The organism is Plantactinospora sp. BB1 (assembly GCF_003030385.1).
GTDB lineage: Bacteria > Actinomycetota > Actinomycetes > Mycobacteriales > Micromonosporaceae > Plantactinospora.
Genome location: NZ_CP028159.1, coordinates 1,632,503 through 1,647,622, shown reverse-complemented (window position 1 = coordinate 1,647,622; position 15,120 = coordinate 1,632,503). Strand labels below are relative to the sequence as shown.

General features: G+C 64.9%; 15 protein-coding genes. 8 read left to right on the top strand and 7 right to left on the bottom strand.

Features of this window, described 5'->3' with window-relative positions; all coding sequences use genetic code 11:
• Positions 1 to 645: 645 nt before the first annotated feature.
• Complete coding sequence (locus C6W10_RS06945) at positions 646 to 1,458, bottom strand: ABC transporter permease (protein ID WP_107257337.1); 813 nt, start codon at positions 1,456 to 1,458, stop codon at positions 646 to 648.
• Positions 1,458 to 1,709 carry a DUF6284 family protein gene (locus C6W10_RS06940; protein ID WP_107257336.1) on the bottom strand — a complete coding sequence of 84 codons (252 nt, stop codon included), beginning with the start codon at positions 1,707 to 1,709 and terminating at the stop codon, positions 1,458 to 1,460. The genes C6W10_RS06945 and C6W10_RS06940 overlap by 1 nt, the downstream gene beginning before the upstream one ends.
• A 157-nt stretch (positions 1,710 to 1,866) precedes the next feature.
• On the opposite strand from C6W10_RS06940, the gene C6W10_RS06935 reads away from it, so the two are divergent.
• The 4 genes from C6W10_RS06935 (at position 1,867) to C6W10_RS06920 (ending at position 6,131) form a co-directional block, all read left to right on the top strand.
• On the top strand, positions 1,867 to 2,649 hold the full coding sequence (locus tag C6W10_RS06935) for a GntR family transcriptional regulator (RefSeq protein ID WP_107257335.1): 783 nt from the start codon (positions 1,867 to 1,869) through the stop codon (positions 2,647 to 2,649).
• 13 nt (positions 2,650 to 2,662) lie between these two features.
• Complete coding sequence (locus C6W10_RS06930; protein ID WP_107257334.1) at positions 2,663 to 3,586, top strand: DMT family transporter; 924 nt, start codon at positions 2,663 to 2,665, stop codon at positions 3,584 to 3,586.
• A gap of 407 nt (positions 3,587 to 3,993) precedes the next feature.
• On the top strand, positions 3,994 to 4,530 hold the full coding sequence (locus C6W10_RS39630) for a GntR family transcriptional regulator (RefSeq protein ID WP_107257333.1): 537 nt from the start codon (positions 3,994 to 3,996) through the stop codon (positions 4,528 to 4,530).
• A 347-nt stretch (positions 4,531 to 4,877) separates the two neighbouring features.
• Positions 4,878 to 6,131, top strand: coding sequence for a DNA cytosine methyltransferase (locus C6W10_RS06920; RefSeq protein WP_107257332.1), 1,254 nt, complete (start codon positions 4,878 to 4,880; stop codon positions 6,129 to 6,131).
• On the opposite strand, the gene C6W10_RS06915 is transcribed toward C6W10_RS06920, so the two are convergent.
• Positions 6,051 to 6,983: a NotI family restriction endonuclease gene (locus tag C6W10_RS06915; protein WP_107257331.1), complete on the bottom strand. Its 933-nt coding sequence runs from the start codon at positions 6,981 to 6,983 to the stop codon at positions 6,051 to 6,053. The genes C6W10_RS06920 and C6W10_RS06915 overlap by 81 nt on opposite strands.
• A gap of 106 nt (positions 6,984 to 7,089) precedes the next feature.
• Here C6W10_RS06915 and C6W10_RS06910 point away from each other — a divergent pair, with 106 nt between their 5' ends.
• Complete coding sequence (locus C6W10_RS06910; protein ID WP_107257330.1) at positions 7,090 to 8,931, top strand: AIPR family protein; 1,842 nt, start codon at positions 7,090 to 7,092, stop codon at positions 8,929 to 8,931.
• 682 nt (positions 8,932 to 9,613) lie between these two features.
• Here C6W10_RS06910 and C6W10_RS06905 read toward each other — a convergent pair.
• From C6W10_RS06905 to C6W10_RS37165, 3 genes are all read right to left on the bottom strand, one after another.
• A complete protein-coding gene (locus C6W10_RS06905; protein ID WP_107257329.1) occupies positions 9,614 to 11,056 on the bottom strand; it encodes a tol-pal system YbgF family protein in 1,443 nt (480 codons plus the stop codon).
• A gap of 327 nt (positions 11,057 to 11,383) precedes the next feature.
• Positions 11,384 to 11,839, bottom strand: a complete 456-nt coding sequence (locus tag C6W10_RS06900) for a hypothetical protein (protein ID WP_107257328.1) — start codon at positions 11,837 to 11,839, stop codon at positions 11,384 to 11,386.
• Positions 11,840 to 11,861: 22 nt separating this feature from the next.
• Complete coding sequence (locus C6W10_RS37165; protein ID WP_159104495.1) at positions 11,862 to 12,002, bottom strand: hypothetical protein; 141 nt, start codon at positions 12,000 to 12,002, stop codon at positions 11,862 to 11,864.
• Positions 12,003 to 12,067: 65 nt separating this feature from the next.
• Between C6W10_RS37165 and C6W10_RS06895 the strand changes: the two genes are divergently transcribed.
• Entirely contained in the window at positions 12,068 to 12,583 is a 516-nt protein-coding gene (locus tag C6W10_RS06895) for a hypothetical protein (protein WP_107257327.1), read from the top strand.
• A gap of 21 nt (positions 12,584 to 12,604) precedes the next feature.
• Here the strand turns inward: C6W10_RS06895 and C6W10_RS06890 are convergent, their stop codons facing one another.
• Positions 12,605 to 13,054, bottom strand: coding sequence for a hypothetical protein (locus tag C6W10_RS06890; protein ID WP_107257326.1), 450 nt, complete (start codon positions 13,052 to 13,054; stop codon positions 12,605 to 12,607).
• Positions 13,055 to 13,257: 203 nt separating this feature from the next.
• Between C6W10_RS06890 and C6W10_RS06885 the strand changes: the two genes are divergently transcribed.
• Positions 13,258 to 14,226: a GlxA family transcriptional regulator gene (locus C6W10_RS06885; protein ID WP_107257325.1), complete on the top strand. Its 969-nt coding sequence runs from the start codon at positions 13,258 to 13,260 to the stop codon at positions 14,224 to 14,226.
• Positions 14,227 to 14,390: 164 nt separating this feature from the next.
• Entirely contained in the window at positions 14,391 to 15,014 is a 624-nt protein-coding gene (locus tag C6W10_RS06880) for a DJ-1/PfpI family protein (RefSeq protein WP_107257324.1), read from the top strand.
• Positions 15,015 to 15,120 lie beyond the last annotated feature (106 nt).

The following is a 15,120-nucleotide window of genomic DNA, read 5'->3' as shown; positions in this document are numbered from 1 at the left end:
CCACGATGCCGCGCCACCGCACCCGCGCATCCCGCTGCCGGGACAGCTTCAGGTACAGCTCGGCGTCCTCGCGGCGGACAGCGGCCAGCCGGACCGGGATGCCTTCGGCGTCCGACACCCATCGGACGGTCGCGCCCAGGACGCGGGCCACGCCGAACGGTGCCCGCCACGCCAGCCGGAGCGTGTACTTCGGTGACCGGGTGAGGTGGTAGAGGCTGACGTGGGTGTAGTGCGAGAACACCCACCGGCCAGCCGTGGCCAACTCGACCCGGGATCGTAGCCACGCGGGGACGATCGGCCGGCGGGTCGCGGTCTTGCCTGCCAGCACCGACGCGAATGCCGACGGTGCCGGTACGTGTGGCGGGTCGACCGGTGCCGGGGTGTCGTTCTCCTGGTCGTCGGCTTCGTCGTCGAGGTCGACCGTAAACGACTTCACGCCTTCGGTGGGCTTGCGGCGGCGGGCGGCCAGGTCGACGACCTCGGCATCGGCGGACAGGTCCTCTTCGGCGGCCGTCCAGTCGAACCGATCATCGTTGGGGGAGGTCATGATTGGTGTTCCTCCATCAGGGGTTTGGTGATCTCAGATGGCAGGGCCGGCGGCGCGGCGAAGGTTTGCGAGGCCAGAGGCCGCGCCGCCGGGCGGAGTCAGGACCCGTCGCGGGTGTGCAGCAGGTGGGCCAGAGCAGCGCCCAAGCCAAGCACCGCGACGGGTAGGCAGGCGACGAGGGTGGTGATCCACCACGGGGCCGAGGTCACCCCAGCGGACTTCATCAGGTGGTACGCCACCTGCCCGGCCGCGCCGAGGAGCAGCGACCCGATCGCCGACCAGGCCGCGAACCGGCGTGCCCGGCGGGGTACGCCGTCACCGGACAGCCACGCCCGCAGCGCGTACGCGGCATAGGCTTCGACACCGACCGGCAGGGTGATCGCGGTGTTCAGGGAGAAGCTGTCCCAGATCCCCGGCAGCGGGTGAACCACCCCGAACCCGGTGAGTTCACCGAGTCCGACCCACCCGGACCAGATGGCGACGAACGCGGGAGCGGCCAGCAGCAGCAACACCCACGACCGCATCGGCTTCCGAACCGCTGGAACCGGGTCGGTGGTGATCGTGGGATCCGGGTGTCCGGCCACCGCGACCGGCGCAGATGCGTCCGGCTCGTTGACCGGCTCGGCGGGGGTCGGTGACGGTTCGGGCTCGGTCGTCGGCTCGGCCGGAACCGGGTCCACCGCCGGAACCGGCGGGGTGTCGATCGGGGCCGCAGTGGGCGGGGCGGTGGGGGTGAGTCCGGCGGTGGCGAGGGCTTCCCGTAGCGCGGTGGCCTTCGGCGAACCCACCCGCAGCTCCCGCATCAGCAGGTTCCGGGACGGTACGCGGCCGAGCTTGTCGGCCAGGGCGCGAGCGGCGGGGATCAGGTCTTCAACGGCGCGGGGGTAGGCGCTCACGGTTGGCGTGGTCATCAGGCCACCGCCTTCCACACGCGCGGCGCCTCGGTCGGCGGCTCGCCCAGGGTGGCGGCCTCTCGCATCACCCGCTGCTCGGCCCGGCGGATCCGGCGCCGATCCAGCGGCGACGGGCCACCGACGGCGTTGAGCGCGGTGATCTCCGCGTCCAGGAGCGCCAACTCAGCCTCGATCAGTGGCCACTCACGGTCGATCGCGGCCAGGTCTTGGGGTGTGGGCTCGTCATCGACGGACAGATGGGTATGCACGCGAACTCCCTGCCTGTAGGAGCGAAAGCAACTGGCTTGAGCCAGTTGACTGGCTTGAGCCAGTCTGAGAGGCGTGGCGGACATCTGTCAAGAGCTGGCTTGAGCCAGTTGCGGTAGTGTGGTGGCGGCAGGGACCACCGACCCAGGCAGGCAAACCATGGACGAGCAGTCCGGCACAGACAAGCGCCCACCGAGCCGACGCATCGCCGATGACCTGCGCACCAACATCCAGACGGGCGCGCTGGCGTCCGGCGCCAAGCTGCCGTCAGAGCGGGAGCTTGCCGCCCAGTACGGGACGGCCCGCAACACCGCCAGGGAAGCGATAAGCATCCTGCAAGGGGAGGGCCTAGTCGTGGCGCAGCACGGCCGGGGCGTCTTCGTCCGCCCCCGGACACCCCTCATGCGACTCGGCGCCAACCGCTACTCACGACGACTCCGAAGCGAAACGGGTCTGTCGCCGTTCCGCATCGAAGTCACCAAACAGGGCCGGACGCCGAAGACCGAGTGTCGGTCCGTCACCCAGGACACGCCACCCGCAGACGTTGCCGACCGGCTCGGCCTCGACCCGAACACCGCGACAGTCATTCGCCGAGAGAACTGGTACTTCGCCGACGACGAACCGGTACAGGTAGGCGTGACCTACATCCCCATCGATGTCGCCGGTGAGTCGCCGCTCGCCTCGGAGCGGACCCTAGGCAAGGGCAGCATCTACGCGCGGTTCGAAGACCTCGGCTACCGGATCACACGCATCCGGGAAGAGATCTCGGCCAGGATGCCGTACCACGACGAATCCACCGGACTCACCATGCCGCCAGGTGTACCGGTCATCGAGGTACTACACACCAGCTTTGACGAACAACACAGGGCGTTCGAGGTCACCCGATTTGTTATGCGCGGTGACCTCAACGGACTGGACTACGAAATGCCCGTCGAGGATTGACGAAAGGTGCCTGATGAGTCGCGGCAGTCTAGTTCGGCTGTTGATGCTCGCACTTCTATGGGGCTCCGGATTTCTCTGGATCAAGCTGGCGCTACGCGGCTTCTCCCCGGTCCAGATCGTTCTTGTCCGTCTCGCTCTCGGCTCACTCGTCCTCGTCCCCATAGCACTCCACCGAGGGCTACGGTTCCCGGCGGACCGCAAGACATGGGCACACTTGTTCGTCGCAGCATTGGTCGCCAACGCGATCCCGTACACCCTTTTTGGAGTCGGTGAGCGGACCGTCGATTCCGGCGTGGCGGGGGTCATCAACGCCACCACGCCTCTATGGACTGCGCTGTTCGCCTTCGTCGCTGGCACAGACCGCGTAGCCACCTGGTCACGAGGCATGGGATTAGCGCTCGGCTTCGTCGGAACCGTGCTCATCTTCACGCCGTGGGAATCGGCCAGTGAGATAGCCAGTTGGGGAGGGGTGGCAATCCTCGCAGCCTCCGCGAGCTACGGCATCTCCTACGTCTACATGAGCCGATTCCTCACCAACCGGGGCATCCCCCCGATCATGCTCTCCGCCTCACAACTCGCGGCCGGAACCATGCTCATGGTCCTGGCGCTGCCACTGGGCGGGCTCACTGCGCCGCACTGGCGCCTTGACGCGGTAGTCAGCCTCCTAATCCTCGGCACGCTGGGCACGGGCGTGGCCTACGTGCTCAACTACCGGCTGATCAGCGATGAGGGTCCGACTCTCGCCTCCACCACGACCTACCTCCTGCCGGTGGTCGCCGTCGTCCTCGGCGCCCTGGTCGTAGCCGAGCCCGTCACCGTATCGATGGTGCTCGGCATGCTCCTCGTCCTCGGCGGCGTCGCACTGACACAGCGCCACGTTCCGAAACCCACGACCCAAGACGTCATGCCAATGACGACCCGAAAGGGTGCGCCGTGATTGTCGTTGACCCAGCTTTCATCCAAATCATGCGAGAACTTCGCCAGGAAAAGGGCCTGTCATTTCGTCAGCTAGCCAAGGTGGTCCATTACTCCCACACGTAATTGTGGGACATCGAGACCGGGATTAAGCAACCTACTCCCCACGTAGCTAAGGCGCTTGACCGCGGCCTCAATGCTAACGGCCGGCTCCAACGCCTGATTACGATCCGGCCAGATACGCCGGAGACGGAGCGTGTCCCGATAGCCGCCGCGGCTCCATCAGATCCGGCTCTTCGTAGTGCGAAACCTCGACCAACATCGGCGTCGTTAGGATCTGTCGAACATCCCGCACACGCCAGCGCATCCGAGTGGGCAGAGGTAGCAACCCTCCTCTATGACACTTTCATACGGAACCGACCGCCGCTCATGCGCCTCGGTGTTGACCGCTACTCCGGACGATCGATGCGAAATAGAGCCGGGTCCCCCTTTCGCGCAGAAGCGGCAAGACAGGGCCGCGCGGCGCGAATCGAGTGTCACGCAGTATGCCGTCAGCCGGCACCTATCGACATAGCTGCACTGTTATTAGTAGAAGCAGGTGAGCAAGTCATCTGTCGGGAAACCCGATACTATGCCGACGGGGAACCCGTTCAACTTGGGCGCACGTATATACCGCTGAAGATTGCCAATGCATCACCACTCGCGAGCAAGAAGGACCTAGGACCAGGCGGGATCTTCGAGAGGTTCGAGGATCTCGGGTACCGCGCGACGCGGATCAGGGAGCAGGTAACAACTCGCTTTCCGACTCGAGAGGAAGCGCTCGCGATTAAGACGCAACCGGGCGTACCGGTGCTCGTCGTCATGCACGTCGCCTCTGACGGCAATGGCACTCCTTTCGAAGTGACTCGCTTCATCATGCGTTCCGACCTCATAGCGATTCAGTACGCAATGTTCGTGGATAGTTGACTATACCCGGACCTCGACAGGTAGCCATTTGCCATCCATAGCAAGGCATCACGATTTGCTCCGCCCCAATCACTGAGGTCCGACGTCTCGCAGTGGGACTTACACTTCATAGTGAGATCGCCAGCATGCGGCGATCTGTTAATCTCATGATTTGCGATGGGCTCCGAGTCGCAGAACAACTTACGGCAAGACGAGCGATGCCTCGTGCTGGTGCAGCAGGGGGCCTCCAGATGAGGCCCCAGCTGCGCTTACTACCTCGACTACTACCAGGCAGGATTCGTTGGTTACCTTCCGTTACCACGACGTACCGCGTAGGCGGAACTCGTTGAGTCTGGCATCATAGAGCCGTGCTGACAGCAGTAGACCTCTTCTCCGGCGCCGGCGGCATCAGCCTTGGCTTGGCAAAGGCTGGGTACAAGGTCTTACTGGCGTCCGACGTTCACCCCGAATACAGCATCACCCATACTTCGAACATGCCTGACACCGTCTTCCAGGTAGGAGATATCCGGAACTGGCCGGACGACTGGCTCTTGGAGCAGACTGGCTTGCTTTCGGGTGAGCTAGATCTCTTGATCGGCGGACCTCCCTGTCAAGGATTCTCCATGATCGGCAGCCGAGTGATCCACGATCCGCGTAACGATCTATTCAGGGAGATGTTCCGGCTCGCCCGAGCGGCGCGACCAAAAGCACTCGTGATTGAAAACGTGCCGGGGCTAGCCACGCTCGCGAAGGGCGCTTATCTCTCTCACATCCAAGAAGGCTACACAGAGCTCGGCTATGACGTTGAGTATGCGGAACTGCTCGCCGCCCAGTACGGCACCCCGCAAATGCGCCGACGAATGGTATTCATAGGCTTCCGTAAGGATCTCGACTTACAGGCAGGGCTTGGCTTTCCTGCGCCACGCAGAGGCAAAAGGGGGATTGGTGAGTTGCCGGCGAATCTCCCCGTATCCGCTGCCGATGAGGCAGAGTTTGTGAATACGCGGGATGCCTTGGGCGACTTGCCGCCTGTAGCTGCCGGAGAATGCGTCAATACCTATGTAGGCCCGCCTACATCAGAGTACCAGCGCGAGATGCGGGCGGGGCTACAATCGGAACTCTTCAATCACTACGCGGCTAGTCTCTCGTCGTCGAATCTAGCTCGCCTGCGGATGCTGGCTCCCGGTCAAGACTGGCGCGATCTTCCCCGGGAACTGCTACCCCCATCAATGCAGCGTGCACTTCGAAAGGATCACACAAGGCGATATCGGCGGATGACGTGGGAGGGGATCCCTCGATCGGTCATCACTCGGTTCCGTGATCCGAAGACCGGCGAGTACACACATCCGACTCAGGATCGGACTCTCACGATTCGTGAGGCTGCTCGGCTGCAAGGGTTCCCGGATAGATTTGTATTCGGTGGAACAAGAACTAGTCAATATGAGCAAGTAGGAAACGCGGTACCTGTGCAACTCGTCAAGGCGATTGGCGAAGAGATAGCGGCAGCGCTGGCGCACACAGCGACGTTCGTCCTGCCAAAGTCAGCTAAACGGTACCTGCGTATTCCCGACACTGCCGCCCAATGCCTTCCTTTTGACCTTCTCGATCAGGTCTCCTCGTAAGAAACTTCCGGCAACTCCACTAGAGGTTAACGCCTCCCGGTAATTTGAGAGCGTGGTCCTAACCGCTTCAACGAAGGTTAGTGGCAGGCGGCCATTAGATTCAACAGGCTCCAGATAATCAAAGCTGACAAAGGTTATATCCCAGTCTTCGCCAGTAGCAACAGGCTGGAAGTTTACGCGCTTACGGAGTTGGGTGAGAATTGTGTGCTGAGCCACGACATAGAGCGGGACGTTGACTTCCCTTAGGTACTCGCCTTTCACAGCCACCTGCGTCCCGAGCCTTTTATAGACGTTACCTGTATTTATTCCGTAGGAAACTGTGTCGCGTCGTCCTTTGGATTTAGCTTCTTCGCTGAAGTATTCTCGCCACTGTTCCGGAGCGCCTTCCTCAAAGGCGCGCCAAGCCGGACCGACGCCCCCGCCTCTGAGGTCAATCGCTTGCGACTCGATTGCTATTAGGTCAACCCCACCCTCGGCAGCGAGTGAGTCTGCAAAGGCTACATAATCAAGGCTCAGCCTGGGTTCGGACGTTGCCGCCACCTCGGCTACTAAGGTGGCGTCTGTTGAACCGAAGTGGTCCCTGACGGCCCACCTTATTGGATCGCCATCCAGCCTGTGATCACATACGGCATAGGTTCTTGCAGTCCCTGCATCCCAATTTGCCGCATAAGTGACCGAGCAATATCCATACCGGTATTGAGCGTATTTTTCGCAGTGTCCATTTACAAACGGACACCACTTACGATTGCGAGCGAGCTCAGCAGCGGGTGATGTGCTGTCGTACGGATACCCGAAGGCCTCTACAATCGGGAAGCCTTGGATCCGGGGACCACGTCTTTGTCCAGGAGGCATCCAGACACCATAGAGCAGGAGAGCACCCGTCCGAAATCGTCCTCCTGGCTTGTACTCGTATCCGATATAGACGTCTTAAGGGGATTCAGGAGCATCTGTCGCTGCGATGACTGGCGAGGCAGTCGAAAATGCGGATCCCACCAACGTTCGTCCCCTGGCATACTCAGGTCTGCCGCAAAAACCAAGTGAGGAGCACATGGCCAGAGCAGCAAGCAACGCCCAAACGCTTCTGATGCGGATCTTCGAGTCTTGGCGTGAGGAATATTTACCCGACAGTGACGCCGGAACAGCGTTCGAGATCTTTGCATCGGAACTAACGCTCCGACCCTATGGACTCGGACTTGACGAAGTGACATCGGGCGTTGTTGGCGGTGGCCAGGACGGGGCGGTGGATTCCGTATATGTTTTCTTCGATGACACGCTTCTAGACGAGGATTCCGAGGTTCTACAGCCCAAGAGTAGGGCAAATGCATTTGCCCAAGAACGCTCGCTTGAGCTTTGGGTTATCCAGGCGAAGCGCACGCCAGCCTTCTCTGAAGGCGCGCTCGATAAGCTGGAGAACACGCTTCGTCGAGTACTCGACCTGCGAACGTCTCTTAAGGATCTTGAGGTACTCTACAATCCTGCCATATTGACACGGTTTGGCTTCTTTAGGGATTCGTGGGAGAAGCTGCTCGTTCGGAGGCCACGTCTCAGCGTAAACGTTGTCTATGCAACTCCTGGCGACAGTCGGGATGTGACGCCCCAGGTCGAAGGCAAGGTCATGGCCCTCCGCCAGGTGGTGGCGGCGCAGGTTCCCGATGCACGGGTCAGCGTCGAACTGCTCGGAGACGCGGAACTGCTCGCACGATATAACGAGCGGCCGTCCTACACGCTTGAGATGAAATACCAGGAAGCTGCGACAAGCGGTGATTCCCATGTCGCACTTGTAACTCTGACCGACTACTTCAACCTTATAGTGGACGAGAATGGTCGACTGCGGCGCCACCTCTTTGAGTACAATGTTCGAGATTACGAGGGAAATGTTTCAGTAAACCTCGAAATCCGAAAGTCTTTGAATAATGTGGACGGTCCCGAGTTTTGGTGGTTAAATAACGGCGTAACCATTCTTTGCAGCGAGGCAACGAGCGCTGGCAAGAAGTTCTCACTCTCGGACATTCAGATTGTTAATGGACTCCAGACCAGCCACGAGGTATTCGAGGCGCTGCGGGATGATCCTAGAGCTGTCGGGGCAGGGCGTATGCTGCTCGTCAGGATTATCGTAACCGACAATGCAGCGGTGCGGGACCAAGTCATCCGTGCAACAAACCGTCAGACCAGCGTGAAGGATTCATCGCTTCGGGCGACGGACGAAGTGCAGCGCAACATCGAGAACTATCTTCTCACGAGAGGGTGGTACTACGATCGGCGAAAGAATTTCTACAAGAATGAAGGCAAGGAAGCGTCCCGCATAGTCAGTATCCCGATGCTGGGAGCCGCGATGACCGCCATGGGATTATTCCGTCCAGACATGGCGCGAGGCAAGCCGTCGTCCCTGCTCAAGGCGGACGAGGATTACCGAAAAGTGTTCAATGCTTCGATCGACCTATCTATCTACTACTGGGTCGCGAAAATGCAGCGTCGAGTCGATGCCTTCATCGTCTCGGAGGCGGCTGATGCTTCGATACAACAGAAGAGTAACCTCAAGTTCCACCTTTCGATGCTGGTCGCCGAGAAGTTGAACGGCGGCATAATTCGCAATCCGCAGCAGCTTCGTCGCGTTGCGATCGAGGATCTGGACTTGTCTGACGAGGAACTCCGGGACTTGTTCGAAAGGGTGAAGGCTTGGGCAGCGGGCTACCTTGCGGAAGAGGATGCCATCCTTGAAAGGGCGGCAAAGACGCAGCGGTTCACTGATTATCTGCTTGAACGCGCTCGCGAAATTCGGATGCCTGAGGGCGAGAGCTAACGCAGTTCGGCGTTCATCCCTTGCCAGAGCGGATCCTGCAAAGCGCCCGCCATACTCCTGGCGCGAGCAGCCTAAGCCGGCGTTCTCGGTTGTGGTCTGATTCTCGCCGTCCGTGCCGGTCCGACACATGGCTGGGCTGCTGCTCACGGCCGCTGTCGGACCGGCCCGGACGCGTGATCGCAGACCTCGAAACATCTGAGTGGCACTGATAGATATTCGACAACCGTTACGAGCAATCTCAGTACATGCTCAAGGCCGGCACGCTTCGCAGGCCGCACGTGCCGGCGGCCAAGGGCCGGGCCTCCCGGCCCGCCGCCGACGGCGCGGAAGATGATGAAGCCCCGGGCCGCCAAGATCAGCAGCTCCCGGGCGGAAGAACCAGAAGACCGGCCATCGACCGGACTCACCACGGGTGAAGCCTCGGGCTGAGATGGGGAGAAGGCGGGGAGACGATCTTGATCGCGCCACTGCGTCCGTCCTCACCAGACCAACGCTGGCCAACGTCATGGCCTGCATGAACAGAAGGACTTGCAGGTCGGCAGCTAGCCCGAACCTAATTCGGGACGAAGAGGTCGTCGGTTCGAATCCGGCCACCCCGACCAGAGTAAGTGCAGGTCAGGCCCGGTATCACGACTAGTGATACCGGGCCTGACCCGTCTCCCGGGTCACTCCCCGCTACGCCCTAGCCTCGGCTGATCAGGGAGCGGAAGGCGGACCGGACGTTGGCGTCGGAGGCGGTGACGTACACCTCCGACGGCGGGCCGATGTCGATGAGGCCGGTGTAGCGGGTGTAGGTGAGAACCCTCGGGCAACTCGAACCGCTGATCTCCACCTTGGCGTTGACCACGAGCTTCCCGGTCCGGAGTTCGTATGCCTGCACCGGAATCGCGATCTTGCGGAAGGCCACGTACGTCGGGAACCGCGAAGAGATCTTGTTCTCGTAGGGGCAGGTCCGGACGGTGGTCCCGTACTCCTTCTCGCTCACGCAGACCACCAGCACCGCGGCGGTGACGTCGGTGGCCCGCCAGGCGGCGGGGAGCTTCCTCGTGTACTCCTCGTCGCCGTAGAAGAGGGCACGGTTCGTCCTGCCCCTGGTGTACGGGGCGGCGGCACTGTAGGGCGCCGGCTTGGTGCAGTACTCGGGTCGGGTGCTGGTCGGTCCTTCGAGCAGGCGGCGCACGTTCGCCAGCTCGATGGCCAGGCCGGCCCGCTTGACCCCCTCGACGGCCCGGGCGTTCAACTCCTGCCCGGGGTACTGGTCGAGAAGCTGCTGGTAACGCGTCCGGGCCGCCTCCCAGTTGCTGGCGGCCATCAGGTTGTCGGCGCAGCCGACGAGCGCGGCCGGCGCGGTCCGCGCCACGACCTCGGCGGACCGGTCCAGTGCGTTGTTGGTCGGCTGCCGCTGACGAAGCCAGTCGGTGACCGCGACCGTCTGGCAGGGGTCTCTGGTTGGCAGCCCGCCGAAGAACCTCTCGAGGGTGGTGTCCACCATCTTCTCGTGGCCGGGCAGCTCCGCGAGGACCGAGGCGAGCCCGTCGAAGCCCGCCTTCAACCCGTCGGTGTCCCCGGTCAGCCCGGTGTCGAGTTTCTCCTCGGCGGTCCGCAGCCGTTGGCAGGCTTCGGCGCTCCGCTCGCCACGGACGGTCAGCGGGGCGTCGGCCACCCGATGACCGAACGACACCCGGTCCAGGGCGGTCAACGCCCGCGTGCAGTCGCCGCCCTGCCGGGCCTCGGTGACGGTCCGTTCGATCCTCGCCGCGTCGAACCGCAGGATCCCCACGGCCAGCAGCACCGGCACCGTCACGGCGAGCGCGACCAGCCGTTGGTCACGCTGTACGGCGCCCTGACCGCGCCCGCCGGCCAGGAACCAGGCGTGGCCGACGAGAGCCAACCACCAGAGGAGTACGACGACCTCGGCCCACACCGACCGGCTGCCCCAGACGAGGAAGGCGACGAGTACGGCGCTGACCAGCGTGGCGGCCACGGCCAGCCTGAGCCGGCCGAGCATCAGGTAGCCGACGCCGATCAGGGAGGCGTTGCCGAGAGCGGCGGCCAGCGGGTCATGGGACGGAACTACCGACTTCGGCTCCGGCTCCGGCACGGGATTCGTCTGATCGTCACTCATCGAGCCCCCATCGCTTGTCGCCATCGTCCCACGATCGATGGACATCGCGCTCCGACCGTTCGCCGCCGGATTTCCTCTCCGTCCATGATGTACGAACTGCCACCCGGCCGGCACACCCTGACGCCCGGCTGACACCTTCGCGGCCCGGCTACGTCCTCCCGGAGCACCCTTGCCGGACCGATGTGTCGGCTCGGCGAGGTGCCTGTGTGTCACCTTGGTGACACACAGGCACCTCGCGTGAAGAACTACCCGACACCGACCCGACCGCGTTCCACCAGCGGCAGCAGTGCCACGAAGCTCTCGCGACCTGGCGAGAGGACCGGAGGATCAGCGCCGGTCGGCGGCGGCCAGCGCGGCCGGCAGCCGGGTCGCCAGCTCCAGGTGCGCGGCCTGGGCCTGCCGGAACGCGTACCCGAACAGCGGTGCGGGTGCCGACAGCGTGATCTCGACGTCGACGCGTACCAGCCCGTCGGCCTCCCGGCTCACCCGGGTGCGGTTCCGCAGCGTGGTACGCGGCCACTGCCGGGCCAGCAACTCCAGTTCGTCCGCCTCGAACCGGAGCAGGTCGGCCCGGTAGGTGATCCGGAACCGGAACGGTCCCCAACGCAGCCGGTCGGTGACCAGGTCGGTGCGGAGCGCCCCCGGCCCGGCCGGTCGGGGACGTACCCGGACGATCAACGGATGCAGCTCGCCCTGCCGCCGCACGTCCCCGAGCAGCCGCATCGCGTCGCTCGGCTCGCAGCGCGCGTGTACCCGGTAACGGAAGGAACCGGTACGCGGCACCCTCCGAGTGTAGGAAAACCCGTTACACCCGCGCCTCCTCGGCTGGCCGCGCCGGAGACCCGGGCCGCCGGGCCAGCGGGGCGAGGTTGACGGCGATCGGCACGAAGCCGAGGAAGACCAGGACCTGCTCCCTGAGCGGCTCAGGTGGCTCGATTCCGTGCACCAGCCGTCCACCGATCGTGGCCGTCCCGAGCCTGAACGGTGATCCTTCTCCGGCACGGTGGAACCATGCGCCCGTTCCGTGCTGTTCTGCTGCTGTCGCTGCTCCTGGCGTCCCTCGCCGGCTGCACGCCCGCGAACGAGCCGCTGGCGGCGTTGGCGCTCCGGGACGGTGAGCCGACGGTCCTGCTGGTCGGCTGCGGATCGGCCGGCGCCTCGATCTACCTGCACGAGGACTCCGAGACGGCCTCCGCCAGCCCGTCGACCGGTGCCACGGCCGACCGTCCGGAGTGGTCGGTCCGCACCGACCGGGCCGAGCCGGTCAACGAGATCCCGCTGCTCGACCCGACACCGCCGGCCAACTGGACCGTGAACAGGTCGAGTTTGCAGCGGATCGAGCCCGGCGTCTGGTACGGCATTTCCGCGTACGGGCACCGGGACGCATTCACCGTCAGGTTCGACACCGAGGCCTTCAGCAAGCTCGACGGCGAGCACGTGCTGGCTCCGGTCAGCCACCGCAAGCAGGAGGTCATGACCAGGGCCAGCTTCGAACGGAACGCCCGGCAGGCGTGCGAGGACAGCTGACCCCGGCCGCACGCACTCGGCTCAGGGCGCGGGTACCGGATCGTTGTTGAGCTGGGCGGTCACGATCGCGACCAGCCGGTTGCGCGCCTCCAGGAGTTGCCGGGACAGCTCGTCGAGGGCGCGTGGGTCGACGAGCTGGCGTACGTGCGTCTTGTCGTCGAGCAGCTCCCAGCGCCGTTCCGACTCGTCCGGCGCCTCGCTGACCCACATCGCGGAGACGACCGCGTGCCGCTTGGCGAGCAGCTTCGCCGCGATCTCGACGACCGGCAGGTACGCCTGGCGGTACTCCGGGGTGGCGAACTCGACCGAGCCCCGGGCGGCGCGTACCGGCTCACCGGGTCTGGCGAGCACCTCGAACGCGTTGCCGCCCGCCTGGTCGGCGCCGATCCAGGCCAGGATGAGTTCCAGGTCGCCGGCGGCGATCGTGATCCGGCCGATCGCGGCCACCACCTCGTCGGGCAACCTCGCCATGTCGGGCTCTCCGTCCTCCGGTTTCCCGCCGCCATGATCACAAAGACTGTGGCCGATCCTAGCCAAGCACGAAGCGGCGTACGGCCTTCGGCCCGGCGTGTTGGCCGACCGCCGGGTCGGTCCGACGTTGCCGGACGCCGCTGGCGTAATCTGCAATACCTGCGTCATTGACGCCACAACTCCGCCGCGAGCAGCATGAATACATGCAACGACGGGTGGTGGCAGTGACCTTCGAGGGTTTCCAGAACCTCGACCTCGCCGGCCCGGCCGACGTGTTCGCGCTGGCGAGTCTGATCGTCGGCGATCACCGGGGCTACCGGCTGGAGGTCGCGGCGGTACGCCCCGGCCCGGTGACGGCCGGCAACGGAGTCACCACGTTGGCGCCACTCGCCCTCGACCAGGTCACCGGGCCGGTCGACACCCTGCTCGTGGTGGGCGGGCTCGCCGCACCGGCGCATCTCGCCGACCGGCAACTGGTCGCCGGGATCTCCCGGCTGGCCGGTATCGCCGACCGGGTCAGTTCGGTCTGCAACGGTGCGCTCCTGCTCGGCGAGGCCGGCCTGCTCGACGGCCGGCGGGCCACCACGCACTGGCTGGCGGCCCAGGAGTTGCGCGACCGCTATCCGGCGGTCGAGGTGGACGCCGACCGCATCTACGTCCGGGACGGGCACGTCTGGACCTCGGCCGGAGTCACCGCCGGCATCGACCTCGCGCTCGCGCTGGTGACCGAGGACCACGGCCACGAGATCGCCCGGCACGTCGCCCGGGGCCTGGTGGTCTATCTGCACCGGCCGGGCGGGCAGAGCCAGTTCAGCACGGCGATGCGGACCCCGGTGCCCCGCAGCGACCCGCTGCGCGAACTACAGACCTTCATCGACGCCAACCCGGCCGAGGATCTCAGCGTGCCGGCGCTGGCCCGGCGCGCCGGAATGAGCGAACGGCACTTCTCCCGACTCTTCACCGAGCAGACCGGCGTCTCCCCCGGCCGGTACGTCGAACGCAGCCGGGCCGACGCGGCACGCCGGCTGCTGGAACGCACCGGTCATCCGCTGGACCGGGTGGCCCGGGAGTCCGGTCTCGGCGCCGCCGAAACCCTCTACCGGGTCTTCCGCCGGCACTGGCGGGTCGCGCCCGGCGACTACCGCCGCCGCTTCCGCACCAAACAGAGCTGACCACACCCCGACCTCCGCTACTCCCGCCCCTCCGGCAGCAGCCGTCACCACCGGCACCGGAGTCGATCCCGCACGTCCCGACACCCGCCCGGGGGAGGGCTCCCGCCGGGAGCACCTCCGGGCAGCCGATCCAGTCCGTTCGTTCCGACGAGGAGGAACCGAGCATGCACGTCGCCATTCCGCTCTATCCGCGATACACCGCCCTCGACGTCGTGGGGCCGTACACGGTGCTGGCCTTCGCCCCCGGTGTCACGGTGACCATGGTGGCCGCCGAACCCGGTCCGGTCGTCGACGACCGGGGCACGATGGCGATCACCGCCACCGCGAGCTACGCCGAACTGTCCCGCCCGGACGTCGTCGTCGTACCGGGCGGGGCCGGCACCCGGGCCGCGCTCGCCGACGCCGCGCTGGTCGGCTGGATCGCCCTCGCGCACCAGTACACCCGGTGGACCGCCTCGGTCTGCGCCGGCTCCTTCCTGCTCGGCGCGGCCGGGTTGCTGACCGGGCGGCGGGCGACCAGCCACTGGGGCTGGCTCGACGAGTTGCGGCTCTTCGACGCCGAGCCGGTCCGGGAGCGGGTGGTCCGGGACGACCGGATCGTCACCTCGGCCGGCGTCTCGGCCGGCATCGACATGGCGCTGACCCTGCTGGCCGAGGCGACCGACGCGCCGACCGCGCACGCCGTCCAGCTCGCCATCGAGTACGACCCGGAGCCGCCGTTCGACGCCGGTTCCCCGGCGAAGGCGCCGGCCCCGCTCCGCGAGGCGGCCCTGGCGCTGATCCACTGACCGGAGCGCCCCGGGGAGGAGGCGGGGATCACTCGCACCCAGCGAATTCCCAGCACCCTGAGTAATCTTGGTCGGGCCCCCTCGACCCCTCCTCCCCGGATCGGAA